General features: G+C 65.0%; 18 protein-coding genes. 9 read left to right on the top strand and 9 right to left on the bottom strand.

All coding sequences use genetic code 11. The annotated features are described in order from the left end of the window. Positions 1 to 74: 74 nt before the first annotated feature. From trhP to gdhA, 3 genes are all read left to right on the top strand, one after another. Positions 75 to 1,436, top strand: a complete 1,362-nt coding sequence (trhP, locus tag AC4BCN_RS04620) for a prephenate-dependent tRNA uridine(34) hydroxylase TrhP (RefSeq protein ID WP_490492684.1) — start codon at positions 75 to 77, stop codon at positions 1,434 to 1,436. 183 nt (positions 1,437 to 1,619) lie between these two features. Beyond that, positions 1,620 to 2,867 (top strand): DUF819 family protein, encoded by a 1,248-nt coding sequence (locus AC4BCN_RS04615; protein ID WP_128141202.1) that lies wholly within the window; start codon positions 1,620 to 1,622, stop codon positions 2,865 to 2,867. Positions 2,868 to 3,079: 212 nt separating this feature from the next. Further along, positions 3,080 to 4,423, top strand: a complete 1,344-nt coding sequence (gene gdhA / locus AC4BCN_RS04610; protein WP_490492683.1) for an NADP-specific glutamate dehydrogenase — start codon at positions 3,080 to 3,082, stop codon at positions 4,421 to 4,423. Between the two features lie 60 nt (positions 4,424 to 4,483). Here gdhA and AC4BCN_RS04605 read toward each other — a convergent pair whose 3' ends face one another. Beyond that, a complete protein-coding gene (locus AC4BCN_RS04605; protein WP_490492682.1) occupies positions 4,484 to 5,041 on the bottom strand; it encodes a flavin reductase family protein in 558 nt (185 codons plus the stop codon). A gap of 175 nt (positions 5,042 to 5,216) precedes the next feature. On the opposite strand from AC4BCN_RS04605, the gene AC4BCN_RS04600 reads away from it, so the two are divergent. Together AC4BCN_RS04600 and AC4BCN_RS04595 are read left to right on the top strand one after the other, a co-directional pair. Beyond that, positions 5,217 to 5,846, top strand: a complete 630-nt coding sequence (locus tag AC4BCN_RS04600; RefSeq protein ID WP_139092626.1) for a head GIN domain-containing protein — start codon at positions 5,217 to 5,219, stop codon at positions 5,844 to 5,846. A gap of 42 nt (positions 5,847 to 5,888) precedes the next feature. Then, positions 5,889 to 6,689 (top strand): enoyl-CoA hydratase, encoded by an 801-nt coding sequence (locus AC4BCN_RS04595; RefSeq protein WP_490492680.1) that lies wholly within the window; start codon positions 5,889 to 5,891, stop codon positions 6,687 to 6,689. Position 6,690: 1 nt separating this feature from the next. Here AC4BCN_RS04595 and AC4BCN_RS04590 read toward each other — a convergent pair whose 3' ends face one another. The 5 genes from AC4BCN_RS04590 to AC4BCN_RS04570 all read right to left on the bottom strand — a co-directional run bounded on the left by AC4BCN_RS04590 (position 6,691) and on the right by AC4BCN_RS04570 (position 12,844). Continuing rightward, entirely contained in the window at positions 6,691 to 7,428 is a 738-nt protein-coding gene (locus AC4BCN_RS04590; protein WP_128141197.1) for an AIM24 family protein, read from the bottom strand. Between the two features lie 3 nt (positions 7,429 to 7,431). Further along, positions 7,432 to 8,073, bottom strand: coding sequence for an AIM24 family protein (locus AC4BCN_RS04585; RefSeq protein ID WP_034753503.1), 642 nt, complete (start codon positions 8,071 to 8,073; stop codon positions 7,432 to 7,434). Positions 8,074 to 8,090: 17 nt separating this feature from the next. Beyond that, complete coding sequence (locus AC4BCN_RS04580) at positions 8,091 to 8,708, bottom strand: AIM24 family protein (RefSeq protein WP_181877963.1); 618 nt, start codon at positions 8,706 to 8,708, stop codon at positions 8,091 to 8,093. A gap of 157 nt (positions 8,709 to 8,865) precedes the next feature. Then, the gene (locus AC4BCN_RS04575; protein WP_490492679.1) at positions 8,866 to 12,027 is read right to left on the bottom strand and encodes a S8 family serine peptidase; all 3,162 of its coding nucleotides are present in this window, start codon (positions 12,025 to 12,027) and stop codon (positions 8,866 to 8,868) included. Position 12,028: 1 nt separating this feature from the next. Next, on the bottom strand, positions 12,029 to 12,844 hold the full coding sequence (locus tag AC4BCN_RS04570; RefSeq protein WP_490492678.1) for an NF038120 family PEP-CTERM protein: 816 nt from the start codon (positions 12,842 to 12,844) through the stop codon (positions 12,029 to 12,031). Between the two features lie 427 nt (positions 12,845 to 13,271). Here AC4BCN_RS04570 and AC4BCN_RS04565 point away from each other — a divergent pair, with 427 nt between their 5' ends. Together AC4BCN_RS04565 and AC4BCN_RS04560 are read left to right on the top strand one after the other, a co-directional pair. Further along, complete coding sequence (locus AC4BCN_RS04565; RefSeq protein ID WP_490492677.1) at positions 13,272 to 14,183, top strand: histidine kinase; 912 nt, start codon at positions 13,272 to 13,274, stop codon at positions 14,181 to 14,183. Between the two features lie 8 nt (positions 14,184 to 14,191). Continuing rightward, a complete protein-coding gene (locus AC4BCN_RS04560) occupies positions 14,192 to 14,839 on the top strand; it encodes a response regulator (protein WP_490492676.1) in 648 nt (215 codons plus the stop codon). On the opposite strand, the gene AC4BCN_RS04555 is transcribed toward AC4BCN_RS04560, so the two are convergent. After that, complete coding sequence (locus AC4BCN_RS04555) at positions 14,836 to 17,334, bottom strand: TonB-dependent receptor (RefSeq protein WP_490492675.1); 2,499 nt, start codon at positions 17,332 to 17,334, stop codon at positions 14,836 to 14,838. The two genes, AC4BCN_RS04560 and AC4BCN_RS04555, sit on opposite strands and share 4 nt — an antisense overlap. A gap of 95 nt (positions 17,335 to 17,429) precedes the next feature. Beyond that, on the bottom strand, positions 17,430 to 17,891 hold the full coding sequence (locus AC4BCN_RS04550; RefSeq protein ID WP_034784295.1) for an Lrp/AsnC family transcriptional regulator: 462 nt from the start codon (positions 17,889 to 17,891) through the stop codon (positions 17,430 to 17,432). A gap of 99 nt (positions 17,892 to 17,990) precedes the next feature. Between AC4BCN_RS04550 and ilvB the strand changes: the two genes are divergently transcribed. Beyond that, complete coding sequence (gene ilvB / locus AC4BCN_RS04545) at positions 17,991 to 19,742, top strand: biosynthetic-type acetolactate synthase large subunit (protein ID WP_490492674.1); 1,752 nt, start codon at positions 17,991 to 17,993, stop codon at positions 19,740 to 19,742. A gap of 139 nt (positions 19,743 to 19,881) precedes the next feature. Here the strand turns inward: ilvB and AC4BCN_RS04540 are convergent, their stop codons facing one another. Continuing rightward, positions 19,882 to 20,739, bottom strand: coding sequence for a helix-turn-helix domain-containing protein (locus AC4BCN_RS04540; protein WP_490492673.1), 858 nt, complete (start codon positions 20,737 to 20,739; stop codon positions 19,882 to 19,884). 108 nt (positions 20,740 to 20,847) lie between these two features. Between AC4BCN_RS04540 and AC4BCN_RS04535 the strand changes: the two genes are divergently transcribed. Continuing rightward, a complete protein-coding gene (locus AC4BCN_RS04535) occupies positions 20,848 to 22,281 on the top strand; it encodes a cytochrome P450 (RefSeq protein ID WP_490492672.1) in 1,434 nt (477 codons plus the stop codon). Positions 22,282 to 22,313 lie beyond the last annotated feature (32 nt).

Here is a 22,313-nt window from a genome sequence, read left to right as displayed (position 1 = left end):
ATATCAATCCCTTGACCCAAGGCAATGCAATATGCGGCCAGCCAGAATAAGATCGCCGGCTTTGCCCATCCTCCATGCGCCACGCTCCCGAACTCCTCCTGCCTGCCGGCTCCCTGGCCAAGATGCATGCCGCCTTCGACTATGGCGCCGACGCCGTCTACGCGGGCCAGCCGCGCTACAGCTTGCGCGTGCGCAATAACGATTTTTCGACCTTGCAAGCCTTGCAGGAGGGCATCGATGGCGCCCATGCGCGAGGCAAGCAGTTCTTTGTCGCCAGCAATATCTTCGCCCACAACGCCAAGCTGAAAACGTATTTGCGCGACATGGAACCGGTGATCGCCATGCGCCCCGACGCGCTGATCATGGCCGACCCGGGCCTGATCATGATGGTGCGCGACAAGTGGCCGGACGTCCCCGTGCACCTGTCGGTGCAGGCGAATGCCGTCAACTGGGCCGACGTCAAATTCTGGCACCGCATGGGCTTGACGCGCGTGATTTTGTCGCGCGAACTGTCGCTCGACGAGATCGAGGAAATCCGCCAGCGCTGCCCGGAAATGGAGCTCGAGGTATTCGTCCACGGCGCCCTGTGCATCGCCTATTCGGGCCGCTGCCTGCTGTCCGGCTATTTCAACCACCGCGACCCGAACCAGGGCACGTGCACGAATTCCTGCCGCTGGGATTACAAGGTGAAAAATGCGTCCGAAGACGCCAGCGGCGACCTGGGCGGCATGCAGGTGGTGCCGCTGGAATTTCACCAGGCGCTGGCCGAGGCCGACAACAATGCGTTTTCCGCCCTGCACCAGCAGCCACGCCACCCGCTGGCCGACCAGCCCTATCTGATTGAAGAAGCACAGCGCCCGGGCCAGCTGATGCCGATACTCGAAGACGAGCACGGCACCTACATCATGAATTCGAAGGACTTGCGCGCCGTCGAGCATATCGAGCGCCTGGTGAAAATCGGCGTCGATTCGCTCAAGGTCGAGGGCCGCACGAAGTCGCTGTACTACGCGGCGCGCACGGCGCAAGTCTACCGCCAGGCCATCGATGACGCCGTCGCGGGCCGCCCTTTCGACATTGGCCTCCTGGGCCAGCTGCAAGGCCTGGCCAACCGCGGCTACACGGACGGTTTTTACCAGCGCCACCATACCCAGGCGCACCAGAACTACATGCGCGGCGCGTCCGAGGCGGATCGCAGCCAGTACGTGGGCGACGTGCTGGGCGTGGCGGACGGCTGGGCCAGGGTGGAAGTGAAAAACCGCTTCGCCGTGGGCGACCGCATCGAGGCCGTGCATTCGGGCGGCAACCGCGATTTCACCATTACCCGCATGCTCAGCGATGACGGCAGCGAGATCCAGGTGGCGCCTGGCAGCGGCCACTTCGTGCGCATCGAGCTCGACGGCGCTCTCGACAAGGCATTGCTGGCGCGCTATTTGTAACCGCCAGTCTGGCGTACAGTGTGGCGAAGCAGTCCACAAGTGTTTGATTTGACAAGAAAAATTTCCACTGGCACGGCCTAAATAATTTGTTTAGGCTTCAACATTGCTATACGATACGGCCACCCGCGCCCGGGGGCCTTATCGGCATCCCGTGCGTCCCTGACACGTTCACCGGAATCCCCGATGCCACCTGCCACACCCGCCCTGATCACCAATGACGCCGTCGTCCTCGGCCTGCTCGCCATGACCCTGGGAGCCGTCTTCTGGAGCGCTTCCCGCCCAGACGGCTTCTGGAAAAAGTTCTACACGTATATCCCTTCCCTGCTGATGTGCTACTTGATCCCGGCGTTGCTCAACACGTTCGGCATCATCGACGGCAACGCGTCCGGCCTGTACGCCGTGGCGCGCGACTATCTGCTGCCCAGCGCGCTGGTCCTGCTGTGCGTGGCCATCGACTTCGGCGGCATCATCCGCCTCGGCCCCAAGGCCATCATCATGTTTTTGACGGGCACCCTGGGCGTCATGCTGGGCGCCCTCGTCTCGTTCGAAGCCTTGCGTTTGATCCACCCGGAAACGGTGGCCGGCGACACCTGGCGCGGCATGACCACCGTGGCCGGCTCGTGGATAGGCGGCGGCGCCAACCAGGCGGCCATGAAGGAAGTGTTTGAAGTGGACGCCACCCTGTTTGGCCAGTTCGTCGCCGTCGACGTGCTGGTGGCCAACGTCTGGACGGCCGTGCTGCTGTTCCTGGCCGGCCGCGCGGGCGCCTTCGACCGCTGGACCGGTGCCGATTTGACGGCCATCAATGCGCTCAAGGACAGCATCGAAAGCTACCGCACGCAGCACGCGCGCATCGCCAACCTGACCGACATCATGATCATCCTCGGCGTGGGCCTGGGCGTGACGGGCCTGTCGCATTTCCTGGCCGGCCCCATCATCAGCTGGATCAACACCCTGCCCGCCGCATGGCGCTTGCAGGATTACAGCCTGACGTCGAACTTCTTCTGGATCGTCGTGCTCGCCACCACCTTCGGCCTGCTGCTCAGTTTTACCAAGGCGCGCAGCCTGGAAGGCGCGGGCGCCTCGACCATTGGCTCGGCCATGCTGTACGTGCTGGTGGCCACCATCGGCATGCACATGGACCTGGGCGCCCTGCTCGACAAGCCATTTTTGTTCCTGCTGGGCCTGATCTGGATCGCCGTGCATGGCGGCCTGATGCTGCTCGTCGCCAAGCTGATCCGCGCCCCTCTGTTCTTCATGGCCGTGGGATCGCAGGCGAACATCGGCGGCGCCGCCTCTGCTCCCGTCATCGCCAGCGCCTTCCACCCGGCCCTGGCTCCCGTGGGCGTGCTGCTGGCCGTGCTCGGCTACGCGCTGGGCACCTACGGCGCCTACATCACGGGCTTGATCCTGCGCGGCATGGCGGGGTGATCGCTGTCCTGGCTTGACGAGCCAGGCACGCAAGAATGACGACAACGCCAGCCTTCGGGCTGGCGTTGTCGTTTACGGCTAGCATCGGCCCCACTCCCCAAAAAATCCCCACAATGTAGCAGAAACCCCTCAAAACCAAATTTCCGCACCATTTTTGTGCGAAATCTGCGATGATAGTTGCCCAAATAACCGATTACCTCCATGGAATTCTGATGAAATACGCATCTGCTCACGAGTATGTCCAGCATGTCGCCGCACGCAATCCAGGTCAACCCGAGTTTCTGCAAGCCGTCACCGAAGTCATGGAGAGCTTGTGGCCGTTCCTGGAACAGCACCCGAAATATGCGGAACAAGGCTTGCTGGAACGCTTGATCGAGCCCGAGCGCGTGGTGATGTTCCGCGTGTCGTGGGTCGATGATCACGGGCAAGTGCAAGTCAATCGCGGCTACCGCATCCAGCACAGCATGGCCATCGGGCCGTACAAGGGCGGCATCCGTTTCCACCCTTCCGTGACCTTGTCCGTGCTGAAATTTCTCGCCTTCGAGCAGACGTTCAAGAATGCGCTGACGACCTTGCCGATGGGCGGCGGCAAGGGCGGCTCCGATTTCGATCCGAAGGGCAAAAGCCCGGGTGAAGTGATGCGCTTCTGCCAGGCCTTCGTGAGCGAACTGTTCCGCCACGTGGGGTCGGACACGGACGTGCCGGCCGGCGACATCGGCGTGGGCGGGCGCGAAGTCGGTTATATGGCCGGCATGATGAAAAAGCTCAGCAATCGCGCCGACTGCGTGTTCACGGGCAAGGGCGCCAGCTTCGGCGGCTCGCTGATGCGGCCGGAAGCGACGGGCTACGGCACCGTGTACTTTGCGCAGGAAATGCTGAAAACGCGGGGCCGCTCGTTCGAAGGCATGCGCGTGTCCGTGTCCGGTTCGGGCAACGTGGCGCAGTATGCGGTCGAGAAGGCCATGGCCATGGGCGCGAAAGTCATCACCGTCTCCGATTCGAGCGGCACCGTCATCGACGAGGCAGGCTTTACCCCGGAAAAGCTGGCCATCCTGATGGAGGTCAAGAACCATTTGTATGGCAGGGTCAGCGACTACGCCGCACGCACGGGCGTGCGCTTCGAGTCGGGCGTATCGCCATGGCATGTACCGGTCGACATCGCCCTGCCCTGCGCCACGCAGAATGAATTGCATATCGACGATGCGCGCACCTTGATCGCCAATGGCGTGCAATGCGTGGCCGAAGGCGCCAACATGCCCACCACCATCGAGGCAGCGAAAGCCTTCGAAGCGGCCGGCGTGCTGTACGCGCCGGGCAAGGCCAGCAATGCGGGCGGCGTGGCCACGTCCGGCCTGGAAATGAGCCAGAACGCGGCCCGAATTTCCTGGCCGCGCGAAGAAGTCGATGCGCGTTTGCTGCAGATCATGCAAGGCATCCACGCCGCGTGCAAGCAGTACGGCACGCGCGCCGATGGCACGGTCAGCTATGTCGATGGCGCCAATATTGCCGGTTTCGTGAAAGTGGCCGATGCCATGCTGGCGCAGGGCGTGATTTAATCATCGGCCAACGGTGGTGTCGGATTACGGCGCCTTGCGCCTAATCGAACCTAATCCGACCTACGATATTTCAGGTTTCATCAAGCTCTTGCGGCTGATGGTCCGGCCCGACACCATGAACTCGCCGTTGCCGCGGTAATGTAACGTTTCAGGCAGCTTGGGCGAGGTGGCCACGTGGGCTTTCACGCACTCGAAGATGAAGAAGCCGCCCTTCGGGTTGCCCGCCACCTGGGCCAGCTTGCATTCGAAGTTGGCGTAGCATTCGGCGATCAGGGGCGCGCCCACCAGGTCGGCCGGCTGGGGCGTGAGGCCGAAAGCCGTGAACTTGTCCGTGTCTTCACCGCTGCAATTGCCGATGGCGACCACCTGGTCGACCATGTCGGCCGTAGGCAGGTTGATCACGCATTCCATGCTGCGCTTGATCATTTCATAGCTGTGGTTCGCGTCGGAAATGAAGCAGCCGAGCAACGATGGCGTGAATTCCATCAGCATGTGCCAAGCCATGGTCATGACGTCGCTTTCGCCCTGCCACGTTGAACTGACGAGCACCACCGGCCCCGGTTCGAGGAAGCGCCGGATGTCGGCGACGGGATAATCTTCTTTGTGGTAATTTTTCATCTGTTCTCCAGGACGCGGTACGCCATAGCATAGACCAACGACACCTTGCCGGGCGCGCGGCTGGCCGGCGCCGCCGTGTCATCGGCACCGCGATTTGTGCCGTTCGTCGCAAATTTCTCCCCAATCGAGATGTTGCACAATAGAATACACTGATCAACTACTCAAGGAAACCGCCATGCGTCCTCTGTTCCTGTTGCCAGTCCTGTCCCTCGCCTGCCTCTCCACCCTCGCGCATGCCGACGAGCAAACCCGCACGGTAGCCGCCTTCAACGCCATCGACATCCGCGGCCCCATCAGCATCGAAGTGGAATCGGGCAAGGAGCAAAGCCTGCTGCTGCGCGGCGACCAGAAATTCCTCAGCGGCGTGATCACGGAAGTGGTCGATGGCGAGCTGAAAATTTCCATGAAGGATAAGGACATCAAGAAGACCGAGGGCGACCCGCGGGTCATCATCACCATGCCCACCTTGCGCAAGCTGATCGCGGAAGGCGCGGGCGAAAAAATCCTCACCAAGCTCAATGGTCCAAGAGTCGATATCAGCTACAAGGGCGCGGGCCGCCTGGCCGCCGATGGCCAGGTCGACTGGCTGCGCCTGAAGGCGCAAGGCGTGGGCGAAGTCGATACGAAAGCCTTGCTGGCGAAAAACGTCGACGTCAATTTCGAAGGCATCGGCTCCGTCAAGGTGTATTCCTCGGGCGAACTGAACGCCGTGGTGCGCGGCATGGGCGAACTGACCTACTACGGCAAGCCGAAGATCGTGCACAAGTCGGTCGCCGGCATCGGCAGCGTCAATGCCGCCAAATAAGATTTCCTAGAACAACAAGGCCATCAGGCTACTGGAGACCGCATGACCGCAACACATGATACCGAAGCGCCGTTGGTGCTGCGCGAGGACGAGGGCGGCCTCGTCACCCTTCGGCTGAACCGCCCCCTGCAATTCAACGCCCTGTCCGAAGCCATGCTGGCCGCGCTGCAAGAGGCGTTCGACACGATCGCGCAACAGCCGCACGTGCGCTGCGTGGTGCTGGCCGCCGAAGGCAAGGCTTTTTGCGCGGGCCACGATTTGCGCCAGATGCAGGCCACGCGCCAGCTTGCGTATTATCAAACCCTGTTCGCGCAATGCTCGCGCGTGATGCAAGCCATTCAAACCTTGCCCGTGCCCGTGATTGCCCGCGTGCACGGCATCGCCACGGCGGCCGGCTGTCAGCTGGTCGCCAGCTGCGACCTGGCCGTGGCGGGTGCGTCCGCCCGCTTTGCCGTTTCCGGCATCAACGTGGGCCTGTTCTGCGCCACGCCATCGGTCGCCCTGTCGCGCAATGTGTCGCCCAAGCGGGCCTTCGACATGCTGGTGACGGGCCGCTTCATCGATGCCGACACGGCCGCCGACTGGGGCCTGATCAATGAAACGGTGGCCGATGCGGCGCTCGACGAGGCTGTGGCGCGCCTGGCACAGCAGATCATGGCGAAAAGCCCGACGGCCATCCGCTACGGCAAACAAATGTTCTACCGGCAGCGCCAGCTGCCGCTGGACGACGCGTATGCGTATGCGGGCGACGTAATGGCGAGCAATATGATGGAGGAGGATGCGGACGAAGGCGTCACCGCCTTCCTGGAAAAACGGCCGCCCGGCTGGGCGGCCGCCAAGTAGCTTAACGTTCCTGCTTCATCTGCTGCTGGACGGAAAGGCTCAAGGTCCCCAGGTCTTCCTTGCCCAGCATCGGCAATTGCGCCAGCAGGTTGGCCAGGGCCGAGCTGCCCGTCACGTCCAGCTCGGACGATTGCACCAGCACCGTGCCGGCGCCCGTGAAGTCGATCTGCTTTTCCTCGCCCGACAGGGTAAAGCCCGTGAGCGCGCCGGCGGCCGAGGCCCAGCCCTGCACGTGGGCATAATCGTAGTGATACGAGGGGCTGGGGCAATCGGCCCAGCCCAGCACGGCCTGCTCGTCCACGCGGCACGGCAATTCAAGGAAATGCACGGGGCCGTTCGACGAGGCGATCACTTTACCGGTGCCTATCATCGTCAGGTAGCCGGGCAAGGTCGATTCCTGGCAAATCACATCCTTCGTAAAACCCAGCAGGTTTTTCGCCCGGATGGTCATGTTGGCGTTGTCCAGGTCGTAGCAGGCCAGGTCGTTGCCGTTGTCGCCCAGGATCAATTGGCCTTGCCCTTGCGCGACGACAAAGTGGTGCACGTATTTCGGCGCATTGAAGGCATTGCGCACGATCAAATCGAGCACGCTGCTGCCCATGGCTTCGAAGCGCAGCTCGCCATAGAAGGCGATCATCTTGCCCTTGCGAATGAAGATCTGTTCCTTGACGTCGATGACATACGAAAAACGGTTCAGGTTATCGTTCTTCGGCAAGGTATCGGGAGTGTAAATCGTCATGGCTTACCTTTCGCTCGCTTGGATGTAGACCGTGCCCTGGCCCGTGAACTTCACCTGGTAGGATTCGCCGGACGCCTGGCCGACGAAAGTTTTCCAGTTCAGGTCCGTGACGATGGTCGAGCTCAGCTGCCCCGTGTGGCCGATATACGCTTGCGGGTCGACAAACACGGGCACGTCCGGCGTGACGGGCAAGCCGATGGCGTTGCCGTCAGACAAAATCGCCACGTCGCCCGTGCCTTGCAAGGTGGTGGTAAACAAGCCCTGGCCCGAGGCCATGCCGCGCACCACGCCCTGCACGCCGCCCTGGTTGCCGAGGAACATGGTGCCGGCCGTCAGGCGCGCATCGAAGGCCAGCAGGGAATCGCTTTCCACGTAAAACGTTTCGCCGCGCACGGGGACGATGGTGACGAACAGGCCGCCCTGGGCGTAAAACACGCTGCCCGTGCCACGCGCCGACATCATGGCGTAGCCTTCGTTCGTGACGGCGCGCATGGCCAGGCTTTGCACGCCCTGGCCGGCCAGGAAGGAGCGGCTGAACGCCACGTCGCCCTGGTACGACACCATGGCGCCCTTGCGCGCGAACACTTCTTCATTGCCGAGTTTGACCTCAAGCATCTTTTCATTGATCTGCTGATAGACAGGCATCGCGGGTCCTCGCTAACTTAACGTTCGGCGGGCTGGATGAACACCACGCCCTGGCCTGTGAATTTGTGCTGGTACGATTCGCCCGAGCTCTGGCCGATCATCGTGCGCCAGTTGACGTCGAAAACGAATTCCTGGCGGATGTCGCCCTTGAAGCCGACGAAAGCGTCCGGGTCCACGCGCAGCGGATGCGCGGGCGTCACTTCCAGCATGATCAGGTTGCCGCGCGAAATGACGGCCAGGTTGCCGTTGCCTTCGACGGTGGTGGAAAACAGACCCTGGCCCGAACTGGCGCCGCGCAGGCCCGCAAAGCTGGTGCCCGTCTTCAGGCTCGTGTCGTAGGCCAGCAGGCTGCTGCTTTCGATGGTCAGCTTTTCGCCGGCCAGGGCCATGACGGTGATCTCGGCCGCATTCTGCGCGAAAAACACCGTGCCCGTGCCTGAAGCCTGCATCACCTGCATGCCTTCGTTCGTCACCTTGCGCTTGAGCGCGCCGAAGAGGCCCTCGCCGCCGAGCAGGGACTTTTCAAATTTGATGGCGCCCGTATAGGCGACCATCGCGCCGGCAATCGCCAGCACTTTTTCATCCTGCAGGCGCACTTCCAGCAGGCGGTCGGTATTGGTGCGGAAACTGGTCACGCGCGACTCCCCAAGAATGCCAGGCCACAAAGCCTTGGCTAGCCGACAAGATACCGGGGGCGTTACCGCCATGCAAGTGCTATTCCTCCCGAACGGGGGTCTCCGTTAAAAAAAAGGCGTGCCCGGAGGCACGCCTTGCGTTCACACCTGAAACGGTTTATTCAGCCAGCACCGGCTTGGCGCCGCGCGCGTTCTGGAACAGCGGCACGGGGTCATTGGTATTGACCTCGACCACCGTCACGCCCTGCACCACGCCAGCTACCTGGTAGCCGACGGCGCCTAGGTGGCGCTTGCCTTCGGCCAGGTTGGACCAGCTCAGCGAAACAGACGCCGTGCCGCCCATGAAGGCCGTGCCCGGCATCAGCGCCTTGAAGCTGCCGTTGTTCAAGCCCGGCGCCAGCACCCACGACGACAAGGCGTAGTCGGCCTGGCCGTTTTGCGGCGCAAAACCGATCATGCACACCTTGTAGGTACCGGCGGCGGGCAGGCGCAGTTCCACCTGCTCATTGGAACTTTCATTGCCGCTGCTGCCGACCAGCACATTGGCGGCGTTGTAGACCTCCATGTCCATGTCGGTATTCGCGCCGCCCGTCGTTTCCGTATCGTAGGTGGCAAAGCGCGCCGCCAGCGTGCCGGCCGGGACCACCACGTTGTGCACGTTCACGCCCGTCGCGCCGCCCGCCTTGCAGGCAGCCGATGCCGCGCCCGTCACCGCCTGGCCGATCGTGCGCGTCTGGCGCACGGCTTCGACGAGACCCGACTTGACGCCGACCAGCGCGCCCGTGAAGCCCGTGCCCAGGGTCAGCACCTTGCTGCCCGTGGCCGCTTCGCTGCTGACCAGCGGAATGGCGGCCAGCGACGTGCCGCGCGCCGTCAGCGGGCTGCGCACCGTATGCGTGCCATCCGTCCAGCTCAGGGCGCCGTAGGTCCAGGTATTGGCCGGCGCCGTGGTGCGCGTCAGCTTGACCTGGTATTGGCCCTTGGCGCCCGGCGCCAGGCTCAGACTCGTTGGCGTCACCGCCACCGTGTAGCCGGGCAGGCTGGCCGAGACGTTATAGACGGCGCTGCTGGCGCCCACGTTGGTCACCGTGCGCGTCAGCACTTGCGTGCCCAGCACGTTGGCCGCCGTCAGCGACGCCAGGTTCAGGTTGTAGGCAGGAATGGTGCCGACGGCCTGGCACGTGGCGGGACTGTAGACCTTCAGGTTCAGGCCGCACAGGAAGCGCGCATAGTCGATTTCCGACACGTCGTACACGAGGCCGGGATCGGCCGCGCTGTTCGGCGCGATGTGGCCGGCGCCCTGGCCCCATGGCAGCTGGCCCGAGTTCTTCGCCGTGGCATCCCACGACACGGAACCGTTCAAGCCATCGGGATAGGTGCTGAAGGCTGTCGTCATCAGCGCCGACTTGATGGCGGCGGGCGACCAGCCCGGATGCTGCTGCTTGAGCAGCGCCGCCACGCCGGCCACGTGCGGGCTGGCCATCGAAGTGCCGGAGTAGAAATCCCACTCGGCCACTGGCGCCACGCCACCGGCCGCCACGGCATCGCGCTGCGCCGGGGTCAGGTCGGCCGTCACGCCGGCGAGGATGTTGGTGCCGGGCGCCGAGAGATCCGGTTTCAGGATGTTCGCGTTGGCCACGTTCGGTCCGCGCGAGGAACGGTCGCTGACGATCGGCGCCTGCACCGTCGTGTCGGGGATGGTATGGATCTCGCCCAATGCCGCCGTGCCGTCCGGATTGGACGCCATGAAAGCCTTCAGCGCGTCGCCCTGCGCCTGCGCCAGGTGCACGGTCGACAGCGTGTGCGCCTGGTTGATGATGGTGTTGGCGCCGCCAGCCACGTTGGCGATGACCACGCCCGCCGCGCCCGCCGTCCTGGCATTCGCGCTCTTGTTGACCAGCACGTTGCCGCCACGGTCGCACACGAGTATCTTGCCCGCCACTTTCGCCGGGTCCAGATAAGCGGACGTGGCATCGGCTCCGCCGAAGCAGCGCAGCAAATTGAGGTCCGTCGGCAGCACGCCGGCCAGGCCCGCATCGCGCGAGCGGATCAGCGGCAGGGTCGGCGTCTTCGCATTGCTCGATGCGCCTTCCAGCCTGGTGCCGTTGCTGAGGATGACATTGCCCGCGTACAGGCGGTTGTGGGTGGAATTGGCGACCGTCGCCAGCCACGGGCTGATGTGCGAGACGGGCGCCGGCACGTCGGGCGCCGGCGTGGATGGACCGGAATTGCCGCCGGACGTGGCGACAAACACGCCGGCCGCGGCCGCACCGAGGAAGGCGACTTCCGTCGGCTCGTCGAAGGCGCCGCCGCCCGCGTTCGGGCCGATGGAGAAGTTGATGACGTTGACGCCATCCTTGACGGCCTGGTCGATGGCGGCCACGCTGTCGGCAGTGGCGCAACCGTTGCGGCCCGTCGATGCGGCCGTCCAGCACACTTTATAGGCGGCGATGCGCGCGCGCGGTGCCATGCCCGATGCCTTGCCCAGCGACACGCCGTTCGAGGTGGCCAAGGCGCCATTGTTGCCGCCGGCCGTGGACGCCGTATGCGTGCCATGGCCGCCGTGCCCCGTCAGGCCGGCGACGGAATCGCGCGGCGAACGGAATTCCGTCCAGTGCAGCGCCGCCGTGGAGGCGCGGTAGTAGCGTGCGCCGATCAGTTTGTTGTTGCAATTCTCGGCGCTAAAACCTTCGCCCGTCTGGCAAGTGCCCTGCCAGCTGGCCGGCGGCGCGCCGTACACGACGTTGCTGCCGCTGTGGCTGGGCACGCCGTTCTCGTCGAGGCGGTCGGCAAAGGCCGTGTTCTCGGGCCAGATGCCGCTGTCGACGATGCCGATGATGATGTCTTCGCCCGCGTGCGTCTTGCCGCCCAGTTGTTCCCACAGGCCGCCCGGCTTGTGCAGGCCCAGGAAGGTCGGCGTGTAGCTGGTGTCGAGCTGCAGGATGGAGTCGGCGCTGATGCTGGCCACGCCGCTGTTTTTCTTCAGGGCCCGCACTTCATCGTCCGTCAGCAAGGCGGAAAAGCCGTTGAAGACGACGCTGTACTGGTGCGTGATTTCCGCCGCGCTGACGGTGCCGGCCACGGCGGCCTGCTTGGTGTCGAGGTAGCTCAGGTAGGCCTGCACATCGGCGGCGCCCACGTTGATGCGCGCGCCCGGGGCCGGCTTGGTGGCGGCCAGGCCGTCGACCTGGCCCGTATAGGTGGCGGCCGGCTTGTCGACCAGCTGCACGATGTAGGAACGGCGTTCCTGCGCCTGCGCCGCTTGCGCCAGGCTGGCGGCCAGCAGGAGGATAGCGAGTGAAACGGGACGTAGTTTCATCTCATGCTCCTTGCACGGTGAACGCGGCGAACTTGCCGCTGCGGCGGCGCGACAGCATGCCGATGGCGCCTAGGCCGGCCAGCAGCAGCATATAGGTCGACGGTTCCGGCACGGCGCTGATGTTGATATTGTCGAGCGCAAACTGGCCCTGGTTAAAGGCGGGGAAATCGATGGAATTGCCGCACGCGCCCGTATCGTTGAAGATACACGCGTTGAAGGTCAGGCCCGTGAACGCATAGTTGCTGAAGCCGCCCAGCAGGGATGCGCTCTGGAAATGGTAGTTGCCATCGCTGCCCTGGCCCGGGAACGCCAGCGAGGTGCTGACCACCTGGCCATTGCTGAGGGTGCCGCTCAGCTGCAGCTGGCCCCACTGCATGTTGGGCAAGCCGGATACGGGCGCGATGAAGGAATAGTCGAAACCTGCCAGGCTGAACGCCTGGTGGTCGGCACGCGCGAAATTCACGCCGCCATCGTTGAGGATGGCCAGGTAGTTGCCGGTGCCGCCCTGCGGACAGGCGGCGATATCGCACGACGAACCCGCGCGCCCATCGAGGATGGCGCCCACGCCGCTGACGCCGCCGCCGGCCGCCGTGGTCGGGTCGGCCAGGAACAGCAGGTTGTAGCTCGACGTATTGAGCGTCTGGCCGCTTTCATACACGTCGGGACGCAAATTATCGAAGGTCAGGATATCGGCCATGGCCGGCGCCGAGGCCAGCACGGACAAGGTGGCCAGCGCGGCCAGGATGGTGGCGCGACCGCGGGTAGCGGGCGGATGGGCAGTGGCGGGCGATACCCGCGCATGTGATGGACGATTCATTCTATTCCCTTGTTTGTTGTGGATAGATAGGTCGGCAGGTCTGGCGCCCGCTTTCAGCTTTTTCACAAAAGTGTCAACAAATATAGCAAATCGCATAAAACAAATAACATATTTTTAATATCATTTATTTATTTTTTATCTAACTCTGCGATACTTTGTTTTGTTTTATCTATGAAAGCTTGAGGAATCTCAACGTTACATTGGAACAACAATGCCTCACACCGCAGACGTGTGCGCCAGCATGCCGGCGCGACTTCAGATAAGCTCGAAAACCGCGCCCACCGCGCCGGCACCCCCGTCACATCGCGGTACACCTGTTCCATCCTGGAACACTTGTCTCTCGCCGCTGCGCGCCCAGCCACAGCCCCTGCGCGATGGCATGAAGCTTGCACAACAAGAGAATCGACCGTGCACAGGGAGCTGCATCATGGAACACTACCAACTGGCCGGCAACGGCCGCTCTGGCACGCGGCCGGCCCGGCGCCTCCTCGTGTGCTGCGCGCTGGCGCTGGCTTTTTTCCTGCTGGCCGCCAGGCTGGACCTGGCCGAACGGCTGACCTACGCGCTGTGGCGCCATGAGCACTGGCAACTTGATGAACTGGCCCTGAGCCTGTTGCTGCTGGCGCTTGCCCTGGCCGGCTTTGCCGTGCGGCGCGGGCGCCAGGTGGCGCTGCTGCTGGCGCAAAACCGCGCCCTCACGCAGCGCCTGCTGCGCGCGCAGGAAGAGGAGCGCTGCGCGCTGGCGCGCGAGCTGCACGATGAAGTGGGACAGGACTGCACGGCCATCCGCGCCGCCGCCAGCTACATCCTGCGCGCGCGCGATGGCGACCAGGCGAACGTGCAGGCGTGCGCGGCCAGCATCGCCCGCTCGTCGGAAGCGCTGCATGCGATGGTGCGCACCATGCTGCGCCGGCTGCGCCCGCCCGTGCTCGACAGCCTGGGCCTGGCGCCGGCCCTGCAGGCGCTGTGCGACAGCTGGGCCCAGCAGCACGGCATCGCTTGCCATTTCGCGCCGCACGCCATCCCCGCCAGCCTCGACGACAGCACGGCCACCGCCATCTACCGCCTGGTGCAGGAAGGCTTGACGAACGTGGCGCGCCACGCGGGCGCAGACCGGGCCACGGTGGAATTACGTGCCGATGCGCACGGCTTGCTGCACCTGGCCATCGAAGACAATGGCCAGGGTTTGCATCCAGACAAAACGCCGGCAGATGGCTTCGGCATGCTGGGCATGCGCGAGCGCGTGGCCGGCCTGCGCGGCCATATCCGCTGGATCAGCGCGCTGGGCAACGGCTTGCGCATCGAAGTGGCGATGCCGCTGGCGGCCGGTGCGGCATGAACGCGGCCATGACTCCGATCCGCGTGATGCTGGTCGACGACCACCCGGTGGTGCGCACCGGTTACCGGCGCCTGCTGGAACAGGGTGGCGACATCGCCGTCGTGGCCGAGGCGGGCAATGGCGAAACGGCGTATGGCTTGCATCTGGAACACGCGCCCGACGTCTGCGTGACGGATTTGTCCATGCCCGGCATCGGCGGCCTGGAATTGCTGCGCAAGCTGATCGCCCGCGACGCCGGCGCCCGCGTGCTCGTGTTCAGCATGCACGACACACCGCAGCTGATCGCCCGCGCGCTCGATGGCGGCGCCTGCGGCTTCGTCAGCAAGCAGGCCGACCCGGAACACCTGGTCGATGCCGTGCGCGCCGCCCACGCGGGCCGGCACTACCTGGATCCGCACAGCGCGCCGGGCGTGCTGCACGGCACGGCCCGCATGGAAGCGGAGCGCTTGAGCAGCCTGAGCCAGCGCGAATTCGAAATCTTCCGCCTGCTGGCCGAAGGCCGCAGCGCCGCCGACTGCGCCCGCCTGCTGCACCTGAGCAGCAAGACGGTAGCCAACCACCAGACCTGCATCAAGGAAAAGCTCGACGTGCCCGGCCCCGCCGCCCTCGTCCATCTTGCCCTGCGCAACGGCGTCATTGAACAGATCCACCCTTAAAACACGTAGCGCAAGCCCACATTCACGCTGCGCGGGGCGCCGGCCGCATAGAAGGTCGCGTTGACCATCGGATACTCGCCGTTCACGGCCGGCAGCGGCCGGGCGGCAAAGTTGCCGGTGGCGTCGAAACCCGTCGCGCCCAGCTGGGCTGCCGTCGCATAGTGTCGGTCGAACAGGTTGTTGACCTGGGCGAACACGCTCAGTTGCCGTGTCAGCTGGTATTTGCCATTGAGCTCGACCACGGCGTAGCCGCCGCTCTTGCCCGCGCCCAGGTACGCTGGCCCGCCCGCCTGGTGCGCATTGTTTTCATTACCGCGCGCATAGGAACTCGACACGGCCGTCATGGCCAGACCCACCGTCCAGTCGCGTCCACCCTGAACCTCCACGTGCGCCTTCAGGATATGGCTCGGAGTGAGCGGAATCCGGTTGCCCGGCGTGATGGCGATATTGCCTTCCAGGCCGGGCGCCTCGGCATCGCTGCTGCTGTTGGCGCTGCCGTTGACGGTTTCCCGGCTTTGGTACGTTGCCTGCAGCCACGTGTAGTTGACGCCGAAGTCCAGCGCGCCCGCCTTGCCGTCGAGCGCCAATTCGGCGCCCTGGTGGCGCGTCTTGCCGAAATTCTTGAAGTAGCCGAAACCGGCCTGGTTGTCGGCCACGAACAGGATATCGTCGTGGTTTTCCGCACGGAACAGGCCGGCGCTCCAGCGCGCCACCTCGCCCCACTGGCCGCGCACGCCCGCTTCCCACGTCTTCGTCACCACCTGTTTCAAGGGCGGGTCGCCGGCCATGGCGTTGGGCAGGCGGCAAGGGTTGTCCGGGTCGGCGCAACCAAGCTCGATGGCCGTCGGCGTGCGGCTGCCTTCGTTGTAGCCGAGATAGGCGCTCACGCCCTTGACTGGCGCATAGGCCAGGCCGATGGCGGGATTGAAGCGGCTGAAACGGTGGTCGCCGTCGAGCGAACCGCTGCCGCCACCGGGCGTGATGGCGTCACGGTTGCGCACCGTGCTGCGGTTGTAGCGGCCGGAGATGGTCAGGGTCAAGTCTTGCTTGAGCGCGATGCTGTCGCTCGCATACACGCTCCAGGTGCGCATGCGCCCGCTCAAGTCGACGCGGTTGTCGACGGGCGTGCCATCGTCGTCGATTTGCGTGCCGTCGGCAAAGAAGTCGACGGGCGTGATGCCGCGGTCCGGGTTCAGGTAGCCGAACTGGCTCGTCTGGCGGAACGTGGCGTGGCTGGCATCGAAGGCGGCGCCGGCCGTGACGGCGTGGCGCGCGCCCGCCACATCGGCCAGCGCGGTGAACTGGCCTGAAAAACCATAGTTTTCCTGCTCGGTATGGCTGCGGTTGATCATGCCATTGCATTTTTCGGCCGGCTCGTCGTTCAACAGCACGTTGGCTATGCAGCGCCACTTCGGAAACGGCGTATTGGACGCATTCGCCCCGCTGGCGGGAAAGCCCGTGTAGCCGGCCGCCGCCAGGGCAGCACGCTCGGCCGCGCCGGGCTGGTAGATGGACTGGTCGAGCGACTCGTCGTTCAGGTCGCCGTTGTAGGTGTGCGTATCGATCTTGCGGTAGTAGACATTGCCGGACAAGAGCAAGGCGGCGCTGGCCTGGTGCTTGCCCGTCAGGTTCAGCAGGGTCGACCTGTTTTGCGTCAAGTCAGGTTTGGTGTAGACGCTGCGGTAGTCGCGGGCCAGCATGCGCTGTTCCTGCAAGCCGTTGCCCGTCAGCGCATTGTCCGCGTGCGCCACGGTGACGGCGATATCGGTGCGCGCATCGCTCCAGCCCAGCTTGCCAAACACCTGGCGCACGTCGGATGGCGAATCGTCGCGCCAGCCATCTTCCTTGAAGCGGTTGCCCGTCACATACCAGTGCCAGCCCTGCGCATTGCTGCCGCCATGCTCGACCTCGACGCCGCGACGTTGATCGGAACCCAGGCGCGTCTCGACGGCGGTGCCGGGGTGGCTCTTGCCATCCTTGGTCTGCAAGGCCAGCGCGCCGCCCAGGGTATTCAAGCCGAACAGGGGATTCGAGCCAGGCATCAAGGTCAGCGATTTGATTGCCATGCGCGGTATCAAGTCCCAACTGACGACGTCGCCAAACGGCTGGTTCAGCCGCATGCCGTCCAGGTACACGGACAGTCCCTGCGGCGTGCCCAGCAGCGGCGAGGCCGTATAGCCGCGGTAGCTGACGTCGGGCTGGAACGGGTTGTTCTGCACTTCGTTCACGTAGACGCTGCCCAGGTTGCGGCGCAGGAAGGCGGAAATATCGAGCGCGCCGGTGCCGGCGATCTGCTGCGCGCTGGCCGTCTGCGCGGGCGCGGCCAAGGTATCGCGCGGCCGCTCCACGGTGGGCAGCGGCATGCTGCCCGTGATGATGACGGTGGGCAAGTCGCCCGAGGCGGCCAGGTTCGCGGCCAGGCTGGCGGCAGCAGGCTCGGCGGCCTGCGCCTGGCACAGCGCCATGGCGGCAGCGGCCAATAAAGTCAGTTTCATGCGGGTCCCCGTTTTTATCATGGTTTTTATGTCTGTCCAGTATCGGACAGTCACCATCGATGAACTAGGGAAAAACTCCCGCCGTGCAGGGCAGGCTATCGCTGCAAGGGCAAATAGCTTTGCTTGAGCTGGCGCAGCACGAAACTCGATTTGCTGTGGCGGATGCCGGGGATTTTGTATAAACGCTCGCGCAGCAGGCGTTCATAGTCGCGCGTGTCGCTGACGGCAATGCGCAGGTAGTAGTCGTAATCGCCGGAGACGAGAAACGCTTCGAGCACTTCCGGGATCATGGCCAGCGCGTGGCCGAACTCGAACAGGGCCTGGTCGGAATGGTCGTCCAGGGTGACTTGCACGATGACGGTGTCGGCCAGCCCCACCTTGGCCGCGTTGACGTTCACCGTGTAGCCTTCGATGACGCCATCGTCTTCCATGCGCTTGATGCGCGCCCAGCATGGCGACGAGGTCAGGCCCACCTTGGCGCTCAGCTCGTGCAGGCTGATGCGGGCATCCTGCTGCAGGGCCGTCAGGATGGCGAGGTCGAATTTGTCGAGCTTCATTTTGAAATTTCCCATGTTTGCAGCAAATTTTGCTGATCAAGGCATTTTATACGAGAAAACCAGCAGCCTTTTCTGCCAGGGCAAGCAGAAAATAGACACATGAAACCCGATCCCGCTCCCTTCCTCGCTCCCGCCCACGATCTTGCGCCGCGTAACGGCGCCAGCACCCTGATCGACACCCTGCTGGCCCTGGGCGTCGACACCGTCTTCGGCTATCCCGGCGGCGCCGTGCTGCCCCTGTACGACGCGCTGCACGCGCAGCCGCGTTTGCGCCACGTGCTGGTGCGCCACGAACAGGCGGCCGTGCACGCGGCCGAGGGTTATGCACGCAGCACGGGGCGGCCCGGCGTCGTCTTCGTCACCTCCGGCCCCGGCATGAGCAATACCACCACGGGCTTGCTCGACGCCCTGTGCGATTCGGTGCCCGTCATCTGCATCAGCGGCCAGGTGGCCACCACCAGCATCGGCACGAACGCCTTCCAGGAATGCGACGCGCTGGGCATCTCGCGCCCCGTCACCAAGTGGAACCGGCAAATCCGCACGGCCGACGAGACGGCCGCCGTCGTGCACGAAGCGTACGTGCAAGCCACGCAAGGCCGGCCCGGCCCCGTGCTGATCGATTTTCCCAAGGATATGCAGCTGGCGCCCGTTACGGCCAGCACACCGTTGCCGTCCGCCGCCAACGTCGCCGCCCCCTTGCCCGACGCGGCCGATATCGATCAGGCCGCCAGCCTGATCGCCAACGCGCGCCAGCCCGTGTTCTATGGCGGCGGAGGCCTCATCAATTCCGGCCTCGATGCCTGCGCCGCTTTCCAGCAGCTGGTGAAACTGGCCGCCGCGCCGTGCACCCTGACCCTGCTGGGCCTGGGCGCCTTTCCCGCCTCGCACCCGGCCTTCCTCGGCATGCTGGGCATGCACGGCACCCTGGAAGCGAACCTGGCCATGCACCACGCGGATGTGATCGTCTGCGTGGGCGCTCGCTTCGACGACCGGGTCACGGGCAGGCTGGACGCCTTCTGCCCCGGCGCGAAAATCATCCATGTCGATATCGACCCGGCGTCGATCGGCAAGGTGGTGCGCACCGGCGTGGCCCTGCGCGGCGATTGCGCGCCCGTGCTGGCCGCCCTGCTGGCGCAGCTGCGCGGCCGCTTGTTGGCGGACCGCCAGCCGTGGTGGCAACGCATCGACGGCTGGCGCGCGCAGGATAGTTTGGTCTTCGACGACACGCCGGACGTGATCGCGCCGCAGGCGCTGATGCGCCGGCTGCAGGCGGCCCTGGACGGACAGGACGCCATCGTGTCCACCGACGTGGGCCAGCACCAGATGTGGGCGGCGCAGCATTTGCGCTTCGAGCAGCCGCGCCGCTGGCTCACCTCGGGCGGCGCCGGCACCATGGGTTACGGCTTGCCGGCCGCCATCGGCGCGCAGATCGCCCATCCGGGCAAGCGCATCGTGTGCGTGAGCGGCGACGCGTCGATTTTGATGAATATCCAGGAACTGGCCACGGCCGTGCAGCACCGTCTGCCCGTGAAAGTGGTGCTGTCGAACAATGGTTACATGGGCATGGTGCGCCAGTGGCAGGAACTCATCCATGGCGGGCGCTACAGCCACAGCTACACGGAAGCGCTGCCCGACTTCGTCGCCCTGGCCCGCGCCTTCGGCTGGCAGGCGCATACGGTGAGCCGGCGCGAAGACCTCGACGCGGCGCTGGCGACCTGCCTGGCATCCGACGGCCCGTATTTCCTCGACGTGCGCGTACATGGCGCAGAAAATTGTTTCCCCATGATGGCACCCGGCGCGGGGCATCATGAAGTCACCCTGTCCAAAGGCAAGGTGTACAGCGAGCGGTAATCCGGCATGACCACCGGCCACGCCAACGATGTTGTCGGATTACGCGTGGCGTTGCCACGCTAATCCGACCTACTCGCCCCCATGGGTAGGCCGGATTAGCGGCGGTACGCCGCGTAATCAGACATCACCACCGGCCGGATTACGCCCATATTCGGTAGATCCAGTAACTTTCATCTTCGCGGCTGGCGCGTGCGAGTTCGGTGGGACTCAGGCCGGTGATGGCGCGCACTTCGCGGCACAGGTGGGCCTGGTCGGCGTAGCCGCCCTCGGCGGCGATATCGGTCCATGAAGCATTGCCTTGCAGCATGGCCTCGCGTGCGTCGAGAAACGACTGTTCCGCGCGGCGCATGCGTCGCAGGGTGCGCATGGGCTGGCCGGCCCAGGCCTTGATGCGGCGCTCGATGTTGCGCGCGCCACTGGCCAGGCCCGTCGAGGCCGCCTGTACGCCCAGGCGGCGCACCCAGTCCTGGATGGCGCCGGTGGGATGGTCGCCGCTCTTGCGCGCCAGCGCCCAGCGCGGCACCAGGAATGCTTCCACCAGCGCGATGCGCGCTGCATCGTCGGGCGCGGCCAGCACGGCGTCGGACAAGGCCAGCCAGTCGGCGTCGAACAGCGGTTCCAGCGGACGCACCTGGTCGAACAGGGCCGCCATGTCGATGCCCGTCAGCGCATGCAGGGCGGCCGGATACAGCATCACCATGAACGAGTGCACGGGGCCGGGGTTGTAGCTGACCAGCGGATAGCCGCGCGGCCCGCTGAACAGGGCGGGCGGCATGCGCACGTGCAGCAGGTCGGGGCCGGGCGCGGCCGCCTCGACGTCGCCCGCGACCGTCCACAGCAGGCAGCACATGGGCGTGGCGGGAAAGCGGTTCAGGCGCTGCGCGGGCGGCAGCGGCGCGCAATGCGTGGTGTCGCGCACGAGGAAGGCGCGCACGCAGGAAGCGAGCGCGGTGCGCGGCGCGATCAAGCGGGTCAGGGGCGTGGGGGCGGCAGGCATGGCGATGATTGTACCGGCAATTTTTGGCCGCGCGCGATGTCGTATTCGTTCAAGACGCGTGCGCGCAAGCGCGCTAGAGTCTAGCCATCGTTCCCACAGGAGCTTTTCATGCCGCCACTCGACCACGCCGCCGCACCCGCCGCCACCCTGCGCCAGATCCGCCAGTTGCCGGGGCCATTCGCCTTGCCCATCATCGGCAACGCCATGCAAGTGCGGCTGCCGCGCATCCACCGCGACGTGGAAGGCTGGGTACGCCGCTATGGACCTTTCATGCGTGCCTGGTTCGGCCGCACTCTGGTACTGGTGGTGGCCGACAGCGAGGCGGTGGCCGCCGTGCTGCGCGACCGCCCCGATGGTTTCCGCCGCCCCCTCAGCAGCTACATCGTCTCGGAGGAAATGGGCGGCAATCCCGGCGTCTTCCTGGCCGAAGGCAGCGAGTGGCGCAACCAGCGCCGCATGGTGATGGCCGGCATGGCGCCAGGCGCCATCAAGGCGTATTTTCCCGCGCTGGTGACGGTGGCGCAGCGCCTGCAGCGGCGCTGGCAACATGCCGCCACGCAAGGCCAGTCCATTGCCCTCGATGGCGACCTGAAGCGCTACACGGTCGACATCATCGCCGGCCTGGCCTTCGGCACGGAAGTCAACACGCTAGAATCGGGCGAGGACGTGATCCAGCGCCACCTGGACGCCATCCTGCCCGCCGTGGCGCGGCGCAGCCTGTCGATGCTGCCGTACTGGCGCTACGTCAAGCTGCCCGTCGACCGGCGCCTGGACCGCGACGTGGCGGCGCTGGACGTGGCCGTGGCGCAACTGGTGCGGCAGGCGCGCGAACGCATGGAACAAGACCCCGCGCGGCGCGTGCGCCCGCCCAACCTGCTCGAAGCCATGATCGCCGCCGCCGACGAACCCGGCAGCGGCGTGAACGACCGCGCCGTGGCTGGCAATGTGCTGACCATGCTGCTGGCCGGCGAAGACACGACGGCCCACACGATTTCCTGGATCATCTACCTGTTGCAGCGCCATCCGCACAGCCTGGCCAAGGCGCGCGAGGAAGTACGGCGCCTGGCGCCCGACGTGGCGCAGTTCACCATGGCGCAAATGGATAGCCTCGACTACCTGGGCGCCTGCGCCAGCGAGGCCATGCGCTTGAAACCGGTGGCACCCTACATTCCGCTCGAAGCGCTGCGCGACACGGTGGTGGGCGACGTGGCCGTGCCCGCCGGCAGCATGCTGTGGTGCGTGATGCGCCACGACAGCGTGTCCGATACGCACTTTCCCGATGCACAGGCGTTCCAGCCCGAACGCTGGCTGGAAAGCGGCGAGGCGAACAACAAGCGCACCGCCATGCCTTTCGGCGCCGGCTTGCGCACGTGCCCGGGCCGCTACCTGGCCTTGTTGGAAATCAAGATCGCCATGGCCATGCTGCTGGGCAGCTTCGACATCGCCGGCGTCGACACGCCCGATGGCGGCGATGCGCAGGAACTGATGGGTTTCGTGATGTCGCCCATCGGCCTGACGATGCGCCTGGCGCGGCCGCAGTGATAACATGGGGGAAGTCCCATACATTCGACCTT

The sequence above is a fragment of the Janthinobacterium sp. Bl 1 genome (assembly GCF_058215535.1).
Note: the sequence above shows the minus strand (reverse complement) of the source record. Positions and strands in the feature narration are given on the sequence as shown.

Excerpts from the sequence above, each read along its gene's own strand:
- trhP (WP_490492684.1), top strand. The coding sequence starts at position 75 with ATGCGCCACGCTCCCGAACTCCTCCTGCCTGCCGGCTCCCTGGCCAAG.
- AC4BCN_RS04615 (WP_128141202.1), top strand. The coding sequence starts at position 1,620 with ATGCCACCTGCCACACCCGCCCTGATCACCAATGACGCCGTCGTCCTC.
- gdhA (WP_490492683.1), top strand. The coding sequence starts at position 3,080 with ATGAAATACGCATCTGCTCACGAGTATGTCCAGCATGTCGCCGCACGC.
- AC4BCN_RS04605 (WP_490492682.1), bottom strand. The coding sequence starts at position 5,041 with ATGAAAAATTACCACAAAGAAGATTATCCCGTCGCCGACATCCGGCGC.
- AC4BCN_RS04600 (WP_139092626.1), top strand. The coding sequence starts at position 5,217 with ATGCGTCCTCTGTTCCTGTTGCCAGTCCTGTCCCTCGCCTGCCTCTCC.
- AC4BCN_RS04595 (WP_490492680.1), top strand. The coding sequence starts at position 5,889 with ATGACCGCAACACATGATACCGAAGCGCCGTTGGTGCTGCGCGAGGAC.
- AC4BCN_RS04590 (WP_128141197.1), bottom strand. The coding sequence starts at position 7,428 with ATGACGATTTACACTCCCGATACCTTGCCGAAGAACGATAACCTGAAC.
- AC4BCN_RS04585 (WP_034753503.1), bottom strand. The coding sequence starts at position 8,073 with ATGCCTGTCTATCAGCAGATCAATGAAAAGATGCTTGAGGTCAAACTC.
- AC4BCN_RS04575 (WP_490492679.1), bottom strand. The coding sequence starts at position 12,027 with ATGAAACTACGTCCCGTTTCACTCGCTATCCTCCTGCTGGCCGCCAGC.
- AC4BCN_RS04570 (WP_490492678.1), bottom strand. The coding sequence starts at position 12,844 with ATGAATCGTCCATCACATGCGCGGGTATCGCCCGCCACTGCCCATCCG.
- AC4BCN_RS04565 (WP_490492677.1), top strand. The coding sequence starts at position 13,272 with ATGGAACACTACCAACTGGCCGGCAACGGCCGCTCTGGCACGCGGCCG.
- AC4BCN_RS04560 (WP_490492676.1), top strand. The coding sequence starts at position 14,192 with ATGACTCCGATCCGCGTGATGCTGGTCGACGACCACCCGGTGGTGCGC.
- AC4BCN_RS04555 (WP_490492675.1), bottom strand. The coding sequence starts at position 17,334 with ATGAAACTGACTTTATTGGCCGCTGCCGCCATGGCGCTGTGCCAGGCG.
- AC4BCN_RS04550 (WP_034784295.1), bottom strand. The coding sequence starts at position 17,891 with ATGAAGCTCGACAAATTCGACCTCGCCATCCTGACGGCCCTGCAGCAG.
- ilvB (WP_490492674.1), top strand. The coding sequence starts at position 17,991 with ATGAAACCCGATCCCGCTCCCTTCCTCGCTCCCGCCCACGATCTTGCG.
- AC4BCN_RS04540 (WP_490492673.1), bottom strand. The coding sequence starts at position 20,739 with ATGCCTGCCGCCCCCACGCCCCTGACCCGCTTGATCGCGCCGCGCACC.
- AC4BCN_RS04535 (WP_490492672.1), top strand. The coding sequence starts at position 20,848 with ATGCCGCCACTCGACCACGCCGCCGCACCCGCCGCCACCCTGCGCCAG.